The sequence below is a fragment of the Streptomyces sp. NBC_00358 genome, assembly GCF_036099295.1.
Taxonomy (GTDB): domain Bacteria; phylum Actinomycetota; class Actinomycetes; order Streptomycetales; family Streptomycetaceae; genus Streptomyces.
The window spans coordinates 2,715,022-2,729,901 of sequence record NZ_CP107976.1; the positions used below are offsets into that span (position 1 = coordinate 2,715,022).

At 69.6% G+C, this 14,880-nt stretch carries 13 protein-coding genes; 4 read left to right on the forward strand and 9 right to left on the reverse strand.

What is annotated here, in order from left to right:
• Positions 1–123 precede the first annotated feature (123 nt).
• The 3 genes from OHT01_RS11205 to OHT01_RS11215 all read left to right on the forward strand — a co-directional run bounded on the left by OHT01_RS11205 (position 124) and on the right by OHT01_RS11215 (position 3,654).
• Positions 124–1,068, forward strand: coding sequence for a sucrase ferredoxin (locus tag OHT01_RS11205; protein WP_328552995.1), 945 nt, complete (start codon positions 124–126; stop codon positions 1,066–1,068).
• 115 nt (positions 1,069–1,183) lie between these two features.
• Positions 1,184–2,977: a sensor histidine kinase gene (locus OHT01_RS11210; RefSeq protein WP_328552996.1), complete on the forward strand. Its 1,794-nt coding sequence runs from the start codon at positions 1,184–1,186 to the stop codon at positions 2,975–2,977.
• Positions 2,974–3,654, forward strand: a complete 681-nt coding sequence (locus OHT01_RS11215; RefSeq protein WP_328552997.1) for a response regulator — start codon at positions 2,974–2,976, stop codon at positions 3,652–3,654. Before OHT01_RS11210 ends, OHT01_RS11215 begins: the two co-directional genes overlap by 4 nt.
• 142 nt (positions 3,655–3,796) lie before the next feature.
• On the opposite strand, the gene OHT01_RS11220 is transcribed toward OHT01_RS11215, so the two are convergent.
• The 3 genes from OHT01_RS11220 to OHT01_RS11230 all read right to left on the reverse strand — a co-directional run bounded on the left by OHT01_RS11220 (position 3,797) and on the right by OHT01_RS11230 (position 6,656).
• Positions 3,797–4,858 carry an ABC transporter substrate-binding protein gene (locus tag OHT01_RS11220; RefSeq protein ID WP_328552998.1) on the reverse strand — a complete coding sequence of 354 codons (1,062 nt, stop codon included), beginning with the start codon at positions 4,856–4,858 and terminating at the stop codon, positions 3,797–3,799.
• Positions 4,859–4,987: 129 nt separating this feature from the next.
• A complete protein-coding gene (locus OHT01_RS11225) occupies positions 4,988–5,851 on the reverse strand; it encodes an ABC transporter permease (RefSeq protein ID WP_328552999.1) in 864 nt (287 codons plus the stop codon).
• Positions 5,841–6,656 (reverse strand): ABC transporter ATP-binding protein, encoded by an 816-nt coding sequence (locus tag OHT01_RS11230; RefSeq protein ID WP_328553000.1) that lies wholly within the window; start codon positions 6,654–6,656, stop codon positions 5,841–5,843. The genes OHT01_RS11225 and OHT01_RS11230 overlap by 11 nt, the downstream gene beginning before the upstream one ends.
• A gap of 162 nt (positions 6,657–6,818) precedes the next feature.
• Between OHT01_RS11230 and OHT01_RS11235 the strand changes: the two genes are divergently transcribed.
• Positions 6,819–7,511 (forward strand): response regulator, encoded by a 693-nt coding sequence (locus OHT01_RS11235; protein ID WP_328553001.1) that lies wholly within the window; start codon positions 6,819–6,821, stop codon positions 7,509–7,511.
• 48 nt (positions 7,512–7,559) lie between these two features.
• Here OHT01_RS11235 and OHT01_RS11240 read toward each other — a convergent pair whose 3' ends face one another.
• The 6 genes from OHT01_RS11240 to OHT01_RS11265 all read right to left on the reverse strand — a co-directional run bounded on the left by OHT01_RS11240 (position 7,560) and on the right by OHT01_RS11265 (position 14,559).
• Positions 7,560–9,152, reverse strand: coding sequence for a solute symporter family protein (locus tag OHT01_RS11240; RefSeq protein ID WP_328553002.1), 1,593 nt, complete (start codon positions 9,150–9,152; stop codon positions 7,560–7,562).
• Positions 9,149–9,637 carry a DUF485 domain-containing protein gene (locus tag OHT01_RS11245; protein ID WP_328553003.1) on the reverse strand — a complete coding sequence of 163 codons (489 nt, stop codon included), beginning with the start codon at positions 9,635–9,637 and terminating at the stop codon, positions 9,149–9,151. Before OHT01_RS11245 ends, OHT01_RS11240 begins: the two co-directional genes overlap by 4 nt.
• Before the next feature lie 105 nt (positions 9,638–9,742).
• Positions 9,743–10,429 carry a response regulator transcription factor gene (locus OHT01_RS11250; RefSeq protein ID WP_328553004.1) on the reverse strand — a complete coding sequence of 229 codons (687 nt, stop codon included), beginning with the start codon at positions 10,427–10,429 and terminating at the stop codon, positions 9,743–9,745.
• Positions 10,426–11,577 (reverse strand): sensor histidine kinase, encoded by a 1,152-nt coding sequence (locus OHT01_RS11255; protein WP_328553005.1) that lies wholly within the window; start codon positions 11,575–11,577, stop codon positions 10,426–10,428. Before OHT01_RS11255 ends, OHT01_RS11250 begins: the two co-directional genes overlap by 4 nt.
• Complete coding sequence (locus OHT01_RS11260; protein WP_328553006.1) at positions 11,574–12,101, reverse strand: DUF1453 domain-containing protein; 528 nt, start codon at positions 12,099–12,101, stop codon at positions 11,574–11,576. The genes OHT01_RS11255 and OHT01_RS11260 overlap by 4 nt, the downstream gene beginning before the upstream one ends.
• 334 nt (positions 12,102–12,435) lie before the next feature.
• The gene (locus tag OHT01_RS11265; protein WP_328553007.1) at positions 12,436–14,559 is read right to left on the reverse strand and encodes a DNA gyrase/topoisomerase IV subunit B; all 2,124 of its coding nucleotides are present in this window, start codon (positions 14,557–14,559) and stop codon (positions 12,436–12,438) included.
• Between the last annotated feature and the right edge of the window lie 321 nt (positions 14,560–14,880).

A 14,880-nucleotide genomic window follows, 5' to 3' on the forward strand; every position in this document is an offset into this window, starting at 1 on the left:
CTCCCGCCACGTCCTCCCCCACATATCTCCGCACGCCCGGCCCCGCGCCTGGACCACCCCCGACGCGCCCCCGTACCTGCGACCGGAAGTCGCCCTGGGTGAAGTCAGGTTAGGCTCACCTCTGTGAGTACGTGCACGACCGCGTCGCGGCACCTCGACGAGCCACTCTCCGGGACCGCGGCCACCGCGAGAACATGGCTGCTCATCGAGCAGCCCGGCCCCTGGGGTGCCAAGGCGCTCACTTCGAGCCACCTGGACCCCACGCTCGGTCGTGCCCTCGAAGCGGCCGCGCGGGGCACAGGGGTACGGATCGCGCTCATCCGCCGCCCCGGACGCCATGCCGACTGCGGCACGGCCGCCGAACGGCATGTGTACGCAGCCCACACGACCCCGGGAAACGTATGGCTGCACGGCGCCATGACGCGTGATCCCGGACAGGTGCTCGACCTCGACTTCCACGCCCTCGGCGCGGGTGATCCATGCTCCTTCGACGGGGTTCTTCAGGGGCGGCCCCACACGGGCGATCCGCTCGCCCTCGTCTGCACCAACGGCAAGCGCGACCGCTGCTGCGCACTGCTCGGACGGCCCCTGGCGGCGGAACTGGCCGCGTCCGGGGTCAACGGCGCCTGGGAGGTCACCCATCTGGGCGGTCATCGCTTCTCGCCCACCGTGCTGGTCCTGCCTTACGGGTACGCGTACGGCCGCGCCCAGGCGCACGCCGTCAAGGAGGTCCTGCAGGGCGTCCGGGAAGGCCGCGTCGTCACGGAGGGCTGCCGGGGGAACTCCGCCTGGGAGCGCCCCGGCCAGGCGGCCGAGCTGGCCGTACGGACGTCGTCGGGAGAGCACGCCGCCGATGTCCTGACCGTGGTCCGCACGGAGGGCGCCGCGCCGCGCTGGGAGGTGACCGTCGCCCACGCGGACGGTCGCATGTGGCGGGTCATCGTCGCGCAGGGCGCCTCGCTGCCGCCCCGCCCGGAGAGCTGCGGCTCGGCACTGGGTTCACCCGCCCGGATGGACGTGGTGGCCGTACGGCAACTGGAGGCGACGGCCGTCGCCGTGGCCTGCTGACAAGCCGGGTCCCGCCTCCCCTCCCCCGCGCCCCACCACCGGCTCACGTATTGATCAAGAGATCCATGCCACACCCCCTTCGAAGGGGCGCGTACATCCCCGTACCGTCATGGGCATGAGCCCCACTCCCCCCGCACGACGACTGCGCCTCGGTCTGCCGCGGCGAGTGTTCTCGCAGGTGCTGCTGATGCAGATCGCGATCGCGGCGGGCGTCGCCGTGCTCGCCACTGGGCTGTTCCTGGCGCCGTTGAGCGCGCAGCTGGACGACCAGGCCATGCGGCGCGCCCTCGCGATCGCCCAGGCCACGGCCGCCCAGCCGCAGTTCGCCGTGGACCTCCAGAGGACGGCCCCGTCCCCGGCCGGACCCGTGCAGGTCGAGGCCGAGCGAATACGCAGGGCGAGCGGTGCCGAGTACGTGGTCGTGATGAACATGCGCGGCATCCGCTGGTCGCACAGGGACCCGGCCGAGATCGGCAAGAAGGTCTCCACGAACCCCAGGCGGGCGCTGGCCGGCAGTGACGTCATGGAGATCGACACCGGAACGCTGGGCCGCTCCGCGCGGGGCAAGGTGCCGCTGCGGGACACCGACAACAGGATCATCGGCGCGGTCTCGGTGGGGATCAGGTACGGCAGTGTGCGGGCACGGCTGATCGATTCGATCCCGGGGCTGCTCGCGTACGCGGGAGGTGCCATGGCGGTCGGCGCGCTGGCCGCCTATCTGATCTCGCGCAGGCTCCACCGGCAGACCCGCGACCTGGCCTTCTCCGATATCTCGGCACTGCTGGCGGAGCGCGAGGCCATGCTGCACGGTATCCGGGAGGGCGTGGTCGCCCTGGACCGCGACGGTCGCGTACGCCTTCTGAACGACGAGGCTCAGCGGCTGCTGGCGGTGGGCGCCGAGGCCGTCGGACGGCCCCTGGACGACGCGCTGGGCCCCGGCCGTACGACGGACGTCCTGGCGGGGCGCGTCACCGGCACCGATCTGCTCACCGTTCGCGGCCAGCGCGTCCTCGTGGCCAACCGGATGCCCACCGAGGACGGCGGCGCGGTCGCCACCCTGCGCGACCGGACCGAACTGGAACAGCTCGGCCGGGAGCTCGACTCCACACACGGTCTGATCGACGCGCTCCGCGCGCAGGACCATGAGCACGCCAACCGGCTGCACACGCTCCTGGGCCTGCTCGAACTGGAGATGTACGACGACGCCGTGGAGTTCATCGGAGAGGTGGTCGGCGACCACAGGGTCACCGCGGAGCAGGTGACGGAGAAGGTCCACGATCCGTTGCTCGCCGCCCTGCTGGTGGGCAAGGCGACGGTGGCGGCGGAGCGTGGAGTTGCGCTGTGGTTCTCGGACCGGACACTGTTGCCGGACCGGTTGATCGACCCGCGCGGGCTCGTCACCGTCGTCGGGAACCTCGTCGACAACGCGCTGGACGCCGTCGCGGGCACGCCCCACGCGCGCGTGGAGGTCGAACTGCGCCGTGAGGGCCGCACCGCCGTACTCCGGGTACGGGACACCGGACCGGGCATCCCGCAGGACCGTCGAGAGTTGATCTTCACGGACGGCTGGAGCACCAAGAAGCCTCCGGCGCACGGCAAGCGCGGAATCGGCCTCTCCCTGGTGCGGCGTCTCGCCGAGCGGCAGGGCGGCAGCGCCGAGGTGACCGACGCGGACGGCGGAGGCGCGGAGTTCACGGTCGTCCTGCCGGAGGCGCTGACGGACCCGGGGCTCACGCCGGACGAGGTGCCGGCGACCGCCCTCGCCGCTGCCGGAGACACCAGGGAGACCCGGGAATCCGGGGAGACGAGCGGGACCCACAGGACCAGCGGGACCGGGACCAGCGGGGCCAGCGGGGCCAGCGGCGGCGGGACGAGGGACGGCGCGGCGGCCAGGAAGGTGTCGCGATGATCGAGGTCCTCATCGTGGAGGACGACACACGGGTCGCCCATGTGAACGCCGCTTACGTGGAGAGGGTCCCGGGCTTCCGTGTCGCCGGCGAGGCGCACAGCGCAGCCGAGGCGTTGCGCCGGATGGAGGCGCTGCCGCGCCCGGATCTGGTCCTGATGGACCACCATCTGCCGGATGAGACAGGCCTCGCGGTCGTCCAGGAGATGCGCCGCCGGGGTCACCGGACCGATGTGATCATGGTGACGGCGGCCCGTGACGTCTCGACCGTCCAGGCGGCCATGCGGCAGGGCGCGCTCCAGTACCTGGTCAAGCCGTTCACGTTCGCAGGGCTGCGCTCCCGGCTGGAGGCGTACGCGGAGCTGCGGCGGACCCTGGACGGCGGCGGCGAGGCGGAACAGCACGAGGTGGACCGGATCTTCGGCGCCTTCTCCGCGAGAGCCGAGCCGGATCCGCCCAAGGGCCACTCCCCTCCGACGGCCGAGCTCGTACGGCAGGCCCTGCTGGACGCGGAGGGCTCGCTGTCTGCCCAGGAGGTCGCGGCCAGGACGGGACTGAGCCGGCAGACCGCACAGCGCTATCTGAAGCTGCTGGAACGCGCGGGAAGGGCCGGTCTGACGCTCAAATACGGTGATGCGGGCCGCCCCGGGCATCGCTACTTCTGGGCGACCCGCGCCTGAGGACAGAGCCGACGAGGGCGGAACTGCGGCCGCCCCGTCGCGCGTACGACTGCCGGGGAGCACAGTCGTACGCGCGACGGGGCGGTGGTTCACCGGTGGGACGGCTCGGTGAGTGGCCGGCCGGGCGCGGCCGTCGGCACGGTCAGCCGGTCGCCTTCTTCACGAACTCCGTGGTGTACGTCTTGTCCAGGTCCACATGGGCGTTCTTGATATTGGTGTTGAACGCCTTGAGGACCTTCTCGACGGTCTCGGGACCGTCCTGGGGCATCACGCCGTCCTCGGTGAACATCGGCAGCGTGCTCTGGATCGCACGGGCGTACAGCGTCTTGTCGCCCTGGGAGTAGTCGGCGGGCATCTTGGCTGCGATGTCGGCGGCGCTGTGCGCGGCCATCCACCGAAGGGTCTTCACGAAGGCGTTGGCCAGCTTCTGGACCGTCTCCTTGTGACCGTTCACCCAGTCCGTCTGCATGTAGAGACTGGACGACGGGTACGGCCCACCGAGCGCCTTCTGCGAGCCCTCGGGGGTCCGCATGTCGATGAGGACCTTGCCGAGCTTCTTCTCGATGACGGTGGCGACGGTCGGGTCCGTCGTCATTCCGCCGTCGATGGCGCCCTGCTGGAGAGCGGAGACGAACGTCGGTCCGGCGCCGACGGCGACCGGGGTGAACTCGCTGACCTTCACGCCGTTCTTGACCGCGAGGTACTTCGTGAGGAAGTCGGTCGAGGAACCGAGCCCTGTGATGCCGAGCTTCCTGCCCTTGAAGTCCTTGGGGGAGGCGATGTCGCCCTCGCGCTTGTCGGAGACGATCTCGACCTCGCCCGGAGCGTGCGAGAACTGCACGACGGACTCGACGGACTTGCCCTTGGTCTGCAGGTCGAGCGTGTGGTCGTAGAAGCCGACGGCCCCCTGCACCTGCCCCGAGACGAGGGCGGTCTCGGCCTGGACACCGGCCGGCTCACTGAGGAGCTGGACATCGAGACCCTCGTCCTGGAAGTAGCCGAGCCGCTGCGTCAGCATCGCCGGCAGGTAGATGACCTTGTCCAGACCGCCGACCATGATCTTGACGTGCTCCCCCTTGCCGCCACCCCCACCGCTGCCGGAGTCGGCCGTCGTGCTCGCCGCGTCATTGGCGCAGGCGGTGAGCGAGGTGAGAGCAAGCAGACCGGCGGCTGCCAGCGCGGAGTATCTGGCGGTCTTGCGCATGGTGGTTCACGTCCTTGTGAGTGGAGGAGAAGCGAGTGCGTGCGTACGGCGGGGTCGTGAGCGCGCGGGAACGGGACCGGGCCTACGGGACCGGGCCTACGAGCGCGGACTGCGTGACGTACGGCGGGGTCAGCGGTCGGATTCCGACGACTTCCAGCGGAAGATGCGCCGTTCGCCGAAGGTCAGCAGCCCCTCGGCGAGGAGGGCGACTACGGCGAGGATGACCATCGCCGCGTACACGCCGGCCGCGTTGAAGGTGCCCTGCGACTGCGCGACGAGCAGGCCGATGCCCTTCGTGGCGCCGATGTACTCCCCGACGATCGCGCCGATGAGCGCGAACCCGAAGCTGACATGGAGGCTGGTGAAGATCCACGAGGTGGCGGACGGAATGACGACCTGAAGCGTCACCCGGCGGTCGCTCGCGCCGAGGATCCGGGCGTTGGCCACCAGGTTCCGGTCGACCTCACGGGCTCCCTGGAAGGCGTTGAAGAACACCGGGAAGAAGACGAGCACCACGGCCGAGGCGACCTTGGAAGCCGGTCCGAGCCCGAACCAGATCACGAAGATCGGGGCAAGGACAATCCTCGGTATCGAGTTGAGCACCTTGATGTATGGACCAAGAATGTCGGCAAGCAAGGCGATCCGCCCGAGCGCGATACCGAAGACCACCCCGGCGACCACACCGATGACCCAGCCGAGCAGCGCCTCGTGAAGCGTGTACCAGATCTGCTCGCCGAGCGGGCCGAGCGCGGTCCCGTGAGTCACCCAGGTCCAGATCTGTTCCCAGATCTTCGAGGGCATCGAGAAGTTGAACGGGTCGATGACCTCGGCCCGGGACAGCACCTCCCACAGGCCGAGCACGACGACCAGGAGCAGTGCTCGGGCGGCGCCCACCACGATCTTGCGCCTGCGGGCGGCACGGGCTCGGGAGTGCGCGCGGCCCGGGATCTTGGCCGTGTCGACGACCGGGGTGCTGAGAACCTCAGGCGACATGAGCGGCACCCCTCTCACGGGTGATGCGGACCTCTTCGCCGAGCGACTCCCAGATCTCGCGGTAGATCTCGATGAACCGCGGCTCCAGGCGTACCGCTTCGACCTTGCGCGGCCGCGGCAGGTCGATGTCGAAGACCTGCTTCACGGTGGCGGGGCCCGCTGTCATCACGACGACCTTGTCGGCGAGCGCGATGGACTCCTCCAGGTCGTGGGTGACGAAGACGACAGAGGCGCCCGTGCCCTCCCACAGTTCGAGCAGTTCGTCGGACATCAGGGCCCTGGTCTGCACGTCGAGCGCCGAGAAGGGCTCGTCCATCAGCAGGATCTCGGGGTCGTTGACGAAGGTCGCGGCGAGGGCGACGCGCTTGCGCTGACCGCCGGAGAGCTGGTGCGGATAGCGGTCCTCGAAAGCCGCCAGTCCGACCCGGGCGAGCCATTCCCGGGCCTGTCGCTTGGCCTCCGCCTTGGGCACACCGCGGAAGCGGGGTCCGGCCATCACATTGGAAAGGACCGTGCGCCAGGGGAAGGTGGCGTCCTGCTGGAAGACGAAGCCGACTTTTCCGCCCACGCCGGTGACGGGCTCTCCGGCGACCAGTACCTCGCCCTCGGTGGGCTCCTCAAGACCGCTGACCAGGGTCAGCGTGGTGGACTTCCCACAGCCGGTGGGTCCGACTACGGCCACGAACTCGCCCCGGCCGATGGTCAGATCAAGATCCCTCACCGCCGTGTGCGCACCCCCTGACGGGGTCTTGAAGATCTTGCTCGCGCCCCGCAGCTCGATGGCGGGACTGGTGTCTGTGCTCATGGCCCGGGACCGTAGATGTGGTGCGGGCCACAGCGTCAGTCTTCTGGGCGCAAGGCATTCTTCTGCTCGCAAGGGGCTGTTGTGCTCGTTTTGCTCGCGCTACAACAGCGGAGCCGAAACACGGGCGCAACATTCGCCCAGGCCTTGAGAGAAAGAGGCCCGATGATTGACGTCCTGGTCGTGGACGACGATTTCCGCGTTGCCGAGATCAACGCGAAGTACGTGGGGAAGGTTCCCGGATTCCGGGTGGCCGCCCGCGCGCACAGTGCCGCCCAGGCCCTGGCCGCCGTCGAGCGCGCGCCCATCGATCTGGTGCTGCTCGACCAGTACCTGCCGGACCGGACGGGCCTCGAACTGGTCCACCGGATGCGGGAAAGCGGTCACGGCACCGACGTCATCATGATCACCGCGGCCAGCGACGTGGTCACCGTGCAGGCGGCGATGCGCCTTGGCGCGCTGCACTACCTGGTCAAGCCGTTCACCTTCACCGCCCTGCGTACCCGACTGGACTCCTACGCGGCCCTGCGCCGCACCGTCGACCGGGTGGGCGGACGCGGTGTGGCGGGCCAGGAGCAGGTCGACCGGATCTTCGGTGCCCTGCGCACCACGCCCGCACCGTCCTCCCCCGGGCTGCCCAGCGGTCACTCGGAGCCGACGACGGACCTGATCTGCGACGTGCTGCACCGCGCCGCCCGGCCGTTGTCCGCCCATGAGGTGGCCGCCGAGACCGGCCTCAGCCGGTCCACCGCCCAGCGCTATCTGCGCCACCTGGAACAAGCGGGAAGGTTGTGCCTCTCCCTCAAATACGGCGACACAGGACGCCCGGAACACCGCTACGCGTGGGTCGCGCCTTGAGCGCCCCCCTGCGGCCCTGGGTGGTCGCGTACGCCGCCCCGGGCGCCCTCAGACCGCTCCGGCGCCCGTGAGCGCGCGGACCTCGATCTCGGCGTGCTTGGCCTCGTCCGGCGGCTCCGCCGAGGTGACGGTGCCGAGCCAGCCGGCGACAAAACCCAGAGGGATCGACACAAGACCCGGGTTCTGGAGCGGGAAGTACTGGAAGTCCACTCCGGGGAACAGCGATTCGGGGCTGCCCGACACCACCGGCGAGAGCAGCACGAGCAGCAGCGCGGGCACCAGACCGCCGTATACGGCCCACACGGCACCGCGTGTCGTGAAGGACCGCCAGAACAGGGAGTACAGCAGCACCGGCAGGTTCGCGGACGCGGCGACCGCGAAGGCGAGACCCACCAGGAAGGCCACGTTCAGATCGCGGGCCAGGAGGCTCAGAGCGATGGCGACCAGCCCGATGCCGACCGACGCGGCGCGCGCCACCGCCACCTCGCCGTGCGGCTTCGCGCGGCGGCGACGCAGCGAGGCGTACAGGTCGTGGGCCACGGAGGCCGAGGACGCGAGGGTGACGCCGGCGACGACCGCGAGAATGGTGGCGAAGGCGATGGCGGCGACGACCGCGAACAGAACCGTTCCCCCCGTGGAGTCGGCTCCGCCGCCCAGATCGAGGGCCAGCAACGGAACCGCCGTGTTCCCCGCGGCGTTCGATCCGCGTACCGCCGCCGGACCGACGACGGCGGCCGCGCCGAACCCCAGCACGATCGTCATCAGGTAGAAGCCGCCGATGAGTCCGATCGACCACAGCACCGAGCGCCGTGCGGCTCGCGCGGTCGGCACGGTGTAGAAGCGCGACAGGATGTGCGGCAGCCCGGCGGTGCCGAGCACCAGCGCCAGCCCGAGGCTCATGAAGTCGAAGCGCGCCGTCCAGTCCCCGCCGTACTTCAATCCGGGCGCGAGAAAGGCCTGGCCGTGCCCGCTGCGCCGCGCGGCCGTACGCAGCAGGTCGTTGATGTCCCCGTGGAACCGCATCAGGACCAGCACGGTGAGCACGACGGCACCGCCGATCAGCAGGACCGCCTTGACGATCTGGATCCAGGTGGTCGCCCGCATCCCTCCCATCGACACATAGATCACCATGAGGGCGCCGACACCGATCACCGTCCAGTTGCGCGCCGCGTCGCTCGTACCTCCCAGCAGCAGGGAGACGAGGCTGCCCGCACCCACCATCTGCGCCACCAGATACAGAACGGACACCACGACCGAGGACGTTCCGGCCGCGATCCGTACCGGCCTCTCGTCCATCCGCGCCGCGACGACGTCGGCGAGTGTGAACCGCCCGCAGTTGCGCACCAGTTCGGCGACGAGGAACAGAACGATCAGCCAGGCCACCAGGAACCCCACGGCGTAGAGCAGCCCGTCGTAGCCGTAGAGGGAGATGAGTCCGGTGATGCCGAGGAAGGAAGCGGCCGACATATAGTCACCCGAGAGGGCAAATCCATTCTCCATCGGCGAGAACAACCGCCCGCCCGCGTAGAACTCCTCGGCCGAACCGTGCCGGTTGCGGCTCACCCACGTCGTGATCCCCAGCGTCACGGCGACGAACGCGCTGAACAGCAGGAGTGCCAGCGTCTGATGGTGGCCGCTCACCGCTGACCACCCCGGGCGTTCCGTGTCATCTCTTGTGTGTCCCAGCGCAGTTCGAGCGCGGCACGGTCCCTGTGGAGCCGCGCGTGCCGTGCGTACGCCCAGGCGAGCACGAACGTCGTGAGGAACTGCCCGAGTCCCGCGAGCAGTGCCACGTTCACCACTCCGACGACGGGCCGCGCCATGAACCCCGGCGCCGTCGTCGCTGTCACGACATAGCCCACGTACCAGGGGAAGAAGAGGGCAATGGCCGGAATCACGAACCTGCGGTACCGGCCGCGCACTTCCTGGAAGGCGGCACTGCGCTGCACCTCCAGATAGACGTGGGCTGCCCCGCCCGTTCGTCCGTCGTGCCCCGCGCGGGCGGCCGGAACGGCGGGAGCGAGCGCACCCGTACCGTCCAACTCACCCCAGCCGGAAGCGAGCGCGTCGTACCAGGGGTCGTCGAACCGGACCTCCCCTGTGCCGCCGCCGTCGTGCTTGTCCACCGAACTCTCCTTGTCCGCGACCCGTTTCGGCCGCGTACCCAAGGATGTGCAGATCGGGACGCTCCCGGGCTCCTCTCTCCGAGCTCTTCACCCCATCAGGTGACTTCATCCCGCCGGCGGCCGTACGAGACCTTTCCCATAGGCATAACGGACAGCTTGAGCACGGTCCTTGAGACCGGTCTTGGCGAAGAGATTGTTGATGTGGGTCTTCACCGTGGCCGTGGACACATGCAGCTTGCGGGCGATCTCGTGATTGCTGAGGCCCTCGGCGATCAGCAGGAGTACCTCCGTCTCGCGCGAGGTGAGCCCGTCCGGCGCTTCCGGAGGCGGGCCGGGCCTCGGTTCCGGATCCGACAGCCGCTCCAGCAGTCGCCGCTGGATGCTCGGCGAGAGCCCCGCGTCCCCGGAGAGCACGCTTTCCACGGCCCGCACGATCTCGTCGCCTCCCGCGTCCTTCGTCAGATAGCCGCGGGCTCCGGCGCGGAGTGCGGGAAACAACGACTCGTCGTCCGCGTACGTCGTGAGCACGACGACCTGCGTCCCGGGATACTCGGCACGGATGCGGCGGGTGGCCTCGACCCCGTCGCAGCGGGGCATGCGCAGATCCATCAGCACGACGTCCGGGGCGAGTTCGGCCACCAGCCGCACCGCCTCAGCCCCGTCACCGGCCGCGCCGACGACCTCGATCCCCGGCAGCAGTCCCAGAAGCATCACGATGCCTTCGCGGACGACCGTCTGATCGTCCGCGACCACGACGCGCGCCGGCTTCCTGCCCTCCGCCCTCTCGGTCATACAGGCACCTTCAGCGTCACCACGAACCCCTCCTCGCCCGGTCCGGCATCCAGCGAGCCGCCCAGCAACTCGGCGCGCTCCCGCATGCCCAGCAGACCGTACCCGGCTCCCGAAGCGCTGAGCTCGCCCGGTTTTCCACCCGAATCCCGTACGTCCAAAGTCACTTCGTGCTCGCCGTAGTCGAGCCGGATGTGGACTCTGGCACCCGGAGCGTGTTTGCGTACGTTCGTCAGCGCCTCCTGCGCGACTCTGCGCACCGCCTGGGAGGCCTCCGCCGGCAGTGGCTGGCGCTCGCCCGTCACCATGACTTCGGCTCCGTCGGCGGTCGTGACGAGTTCGCCGAGGAAGTCCTCCAGCGGAGACATCTCGCCCCGGAGCGCGGAGAGTGCCTGGCGGGTCTCCGCGAGTCCCTCGCGCGCCATTCCCCGTGCCGCCACGACCCGTTCGAGGATCGTCTCCCGGTCCGCCCCCCGCTCGATGAGCAGCCGCGCCGCCTCCAGATGCACGAGTTGCGCCGAGAGGCTGTGGGCCAGGACATCATGGATCTCCCGCGCTATCCGGGCACGCTCCCCGAGCGCGGCCGACTGCGCCTCCGCCGCACGTGCCGCGCGCTCCTGGGCCAGCAGCCGCTGCGCACTCCCCCGTGCCTCCGCGTCGAGGCGCAGCACATACCCCGCGAGGGCGAGTCCCACGGTGGTGGCCACGGTGGTCAGCCAGTCGTCGTTGTTGACCGCCGCGTACGCGCCCAGTGCCACCGCGGCGAACGGCAGTGCCGCCGCGAGGGGCAGCCGTTCGATGGCGCTGACGGCACATCCGCACCAGAGGACGACCGCCGCAACCCGGAAGCCCACGTCCTGCCCCACGGCCGCGAGCGCCAGCAGCAGAACGAGCAGCCCCAGGGACGGCAGGAGGCGATGCTCCAGCGTGGTCCGCCAAAACCCCCAGGCGAGGACCCCGCACACGACGATTCCCGTGATCGCTCCGGCGAGGGCCCAGCCGTTCAGCTCCGTGTTCGTGAACGTCGTGGCGATGAGCATGGCGAGGACGAGGACCCGCGTGACCCGGGCGAGCGCTCGGCGGGCCCTGTGGACGCCCACGCGGGAGAGTGCCTCACGGGAGGGCCAGCGCAGCCACGCGTTGTCCGTCACAGACGCTCCTTCCGCAGGGCCCGACCCACGCCGTCACCGTACGCCGGGCTCTGTCCGATCACCGACGGCCGCGAGGACTGCACCCGCCAGGCCACCAGCCCGGAACGGACCAGCAGGGTGGCCGCCAGGCCGAGCGTCAGGGCCGAGGAGCCCTGGTGCACACCGAGCACGGCACCGATACCGAACAGCCCAAGGCGCAGGCAGATGCCGACGATCCAGACGGCCCCGCCGGCCTTGGTGCTCCTGCTCCACACGGCGCCGTCCGGCTCCGTCCATATCCGGGTCGTCCACGCCCATCCGGCTCCGACGGCCAGTGCTGTCACCAACTCCGTACCCAGGAGGAGGGACGCCTCGACCTGGTGGTGCGGGTCGATCAATCCGGGGTCGCGCAGTGCCATGAAGGCCAGCACGGCGGGCACGATCCACCAGCGCCTGTCCGAACTGATCCGGCGCGCACGGAACTGGCGCGCGATCACCACAACCGCGACGGCGACGATCACCACAGCATTGACGAGCCCGGACATGCACGGCCTCCGTGAGCGAGAAGCGGTTGTCCGCAGCGAGCGCTGCCGACACCGTCGACGCTACGGAAATCGCGTCCCCGGCAGATCGGAGCCCGGGTGGATCGTGGGTGGATCCCCCGTGCCGCGCTCCTCCACCCGCGGGTGGAGCCTCGCCGCGCGCCGCGCCGGGCCGCGACCGGCGGCCCGGGCTCAGGCTTCCTTCGCCCCTCCGCGCCGACCCGGCCCACCCGGGGGGTCCGCGCCGGAGCCCGCTCCTCGAACGCCGGAGGGGCGGAGTTCTCACTCCGCCCCGCACCAGACAGTTCCAGGCACCCGAAGACGCCCGGGAGGGCTCCTACGCGTCGATCCGCGACCGGTCCAGCGTCGCGGCCGAGCTCGAGATGAACTCCTTGCGGGGAGCCACGTCGTTACCCATCAGCAGATCGAACACCTGCTCGGACGCTTCCAGGTCGGAGATGTTGATCCGGCGCAGCGTCCGGAACCTCGGATCCATCGTCGTCTCGGCCAGCTGATCGGCGTCCATCTCGCCGAGACCCTTGTACCGCTGGATCGAGTCCTTGTAGCGCACACCCTTGCGCTGCAGCTCCAGCACCGTCTCCCGCAGCTCACGGTCCGAGTACGTGTAGACGTACTTGTCCTGCCCCTTCTTGGGCTGGCTGAGCTCGATCCGGTGCAGCGGCGGGACCGCCGCGAACACCCGGCCCGCCTCGACCATGGGCCGCATGTACCGCTGGAACAGCGTCAGCAGCAGAATCCGGATGTGCGCGCCGTCGACATCGGCGTCGACGAGGAGAATGATCTTCCCGTAGCGCGCCGCGTCGATGTCGAAGGTCCGCCCGGACCCCGCCCCTATGACCTGGATGATCGCACCGCACTCGGCGTTCTTCAGCATGTCCGTCACGGACGCCTTCTGAACGTTGAGGATCTTGCCCCGGATCGGCAGCAGCGCCTGGAACTCGGAGTTCCGGGCCAGCTTCGCCGTACCCAGCGCGGAGTCGCCCTCGACGATGAACAGCTCGCTGCGCTCCACGTCGTCGCTGCGGCAGTCGGCGAGCTTGGCGGGCAGCGAGGAGGATTCCAGAGCCGTCTTCCGGCGCTGCGCGTCCTTGTGCTGACGGGCGGCGATCCGCGTACGGGCGGCGGCGACGGCCTTCTCCATCACGACCCGCGCCTGCGCGGCCGTGTCCCGCTTCGGGGAGGTCAGGAACGCCTTGAGCTCCTTGGTCACCACGTTCGTCACGATGCGGCGGGCAGCCGAGGTGCCAAGGACCTCCTTGGTCTGCCCCTCGAACTGCGGCTCGGCGAGACGCACGGTGACGACGGCCGTGAGGCCCTCCAGCGCGTCGTCCTTGACGATGTCGTCCTCGGCGACCCGGAGCATCTTCTTGGCCCGGAGGACCTCGTTCATCGTCTTGGCGACGGCCTGCTCGAAGCCCGCGACATGGGTGCCGCCCTTGGGCGTGGCGATGATGTTCACGAACGACTTCAGGTTCGTGTCGTAACCGGTGCCCCAGCGCATCGCGACATCGACACCCAGCTCACGGGTGACCTCGGTCGGCGTCATCTGTCCGTGCTCGTCGAGGACCGGGACGGTCTCCTTGAAGGTCCCCTGTCCGAAGAAGCGGAGGACGTCGTTGACCGGCTTGTCGGAGGCCAGGTACTCGCAGAACTCGCTGATCCCGCCGTCGAAGCGGAACGACTCCTCGCCCTTGCTGCCACCGTCGCCGAGCCCGTATTCGTCACGGACGACGATGGTCAGGCCAGGCACCAGGAAGGCGGTCTGACGGGCGCGCTGGTGGAGGTGCTCCAGCGAGAGCTTGGCGTCCTTGAGGAAGATCTGGCGGTCGGCCCAGTAGCGCACACGGGTGCCGGTGCGGGTCTTCGGGATCCGCTTGAGCTTGCGCAGCCCGCCCGTCGCGTCGAAGGCGGCGTCGGAGCCGTCGGCCTTGAACGCTCCCGGGGTGCCACGGCGGAAGCTCACCGCGTGGGTCTGGCCGTTGCGGTCCACCTCGACGTCCAGCCGGGCGGAGAGCGCGTTCACCACAGAGGCGCCCACGCCGTGCAGACCGCCCGAGGCGGCGTACGAGCCGCCGCCGAACTTGCCGCCGGCGTGCAGCTTGGTCATGACGACCTCGACACCGGAGAGCCCGGTCTTGGGCTCCACGTCGACGGGGATGCCGCGGCCGTTGTCCCGCACCTCGACGGAGGCGTCGTCGTGCAGGATGACGTCGATGTGGTCGCAGTAGCCCCCGAGGGCCTCGTCCACGGAGTTGTCGATGATCTCCCAGAGGCAGTGCATCAGGCCACGACTGTCGGTCGACCCGATGTACATGCCCGGGCGCTTCCGCACTGCCTCGAGCCCCTCAAGGACGAGCAGGTGCCGCGCGGTGTAGTTGGAACCGTCCCGGTCTGCTCCGGTCAGCAGCGCTGTGGACGGCACGGACGTCTCGGCGGTCACGCGGTTCGCTCCTCGCTGAATTTCATGGGAGACCCTTTTGGGTAAGGGCCCGGCTTCGGTCGCCGCTCAGAGGGTACCGAGGCCTGGTAGAGCCGTTGTAGCACCACCCTCGCATGAACTCACACTAGTCCAGGGTCGCATGGGTGTTCGATCCCTCGATGGAGTGAAGTACATATCACGTTCCCTTCCAGGCATGAACCATTTAGGCTCCGGGCACGTCCTCATGAACAACCGGCAATCCAGCCGGGAGGACCGACCACCTGACAGACAGCGCGAACCCGTACAGACACGAAGACACGCAATACGGCTCATTCGCCGCCA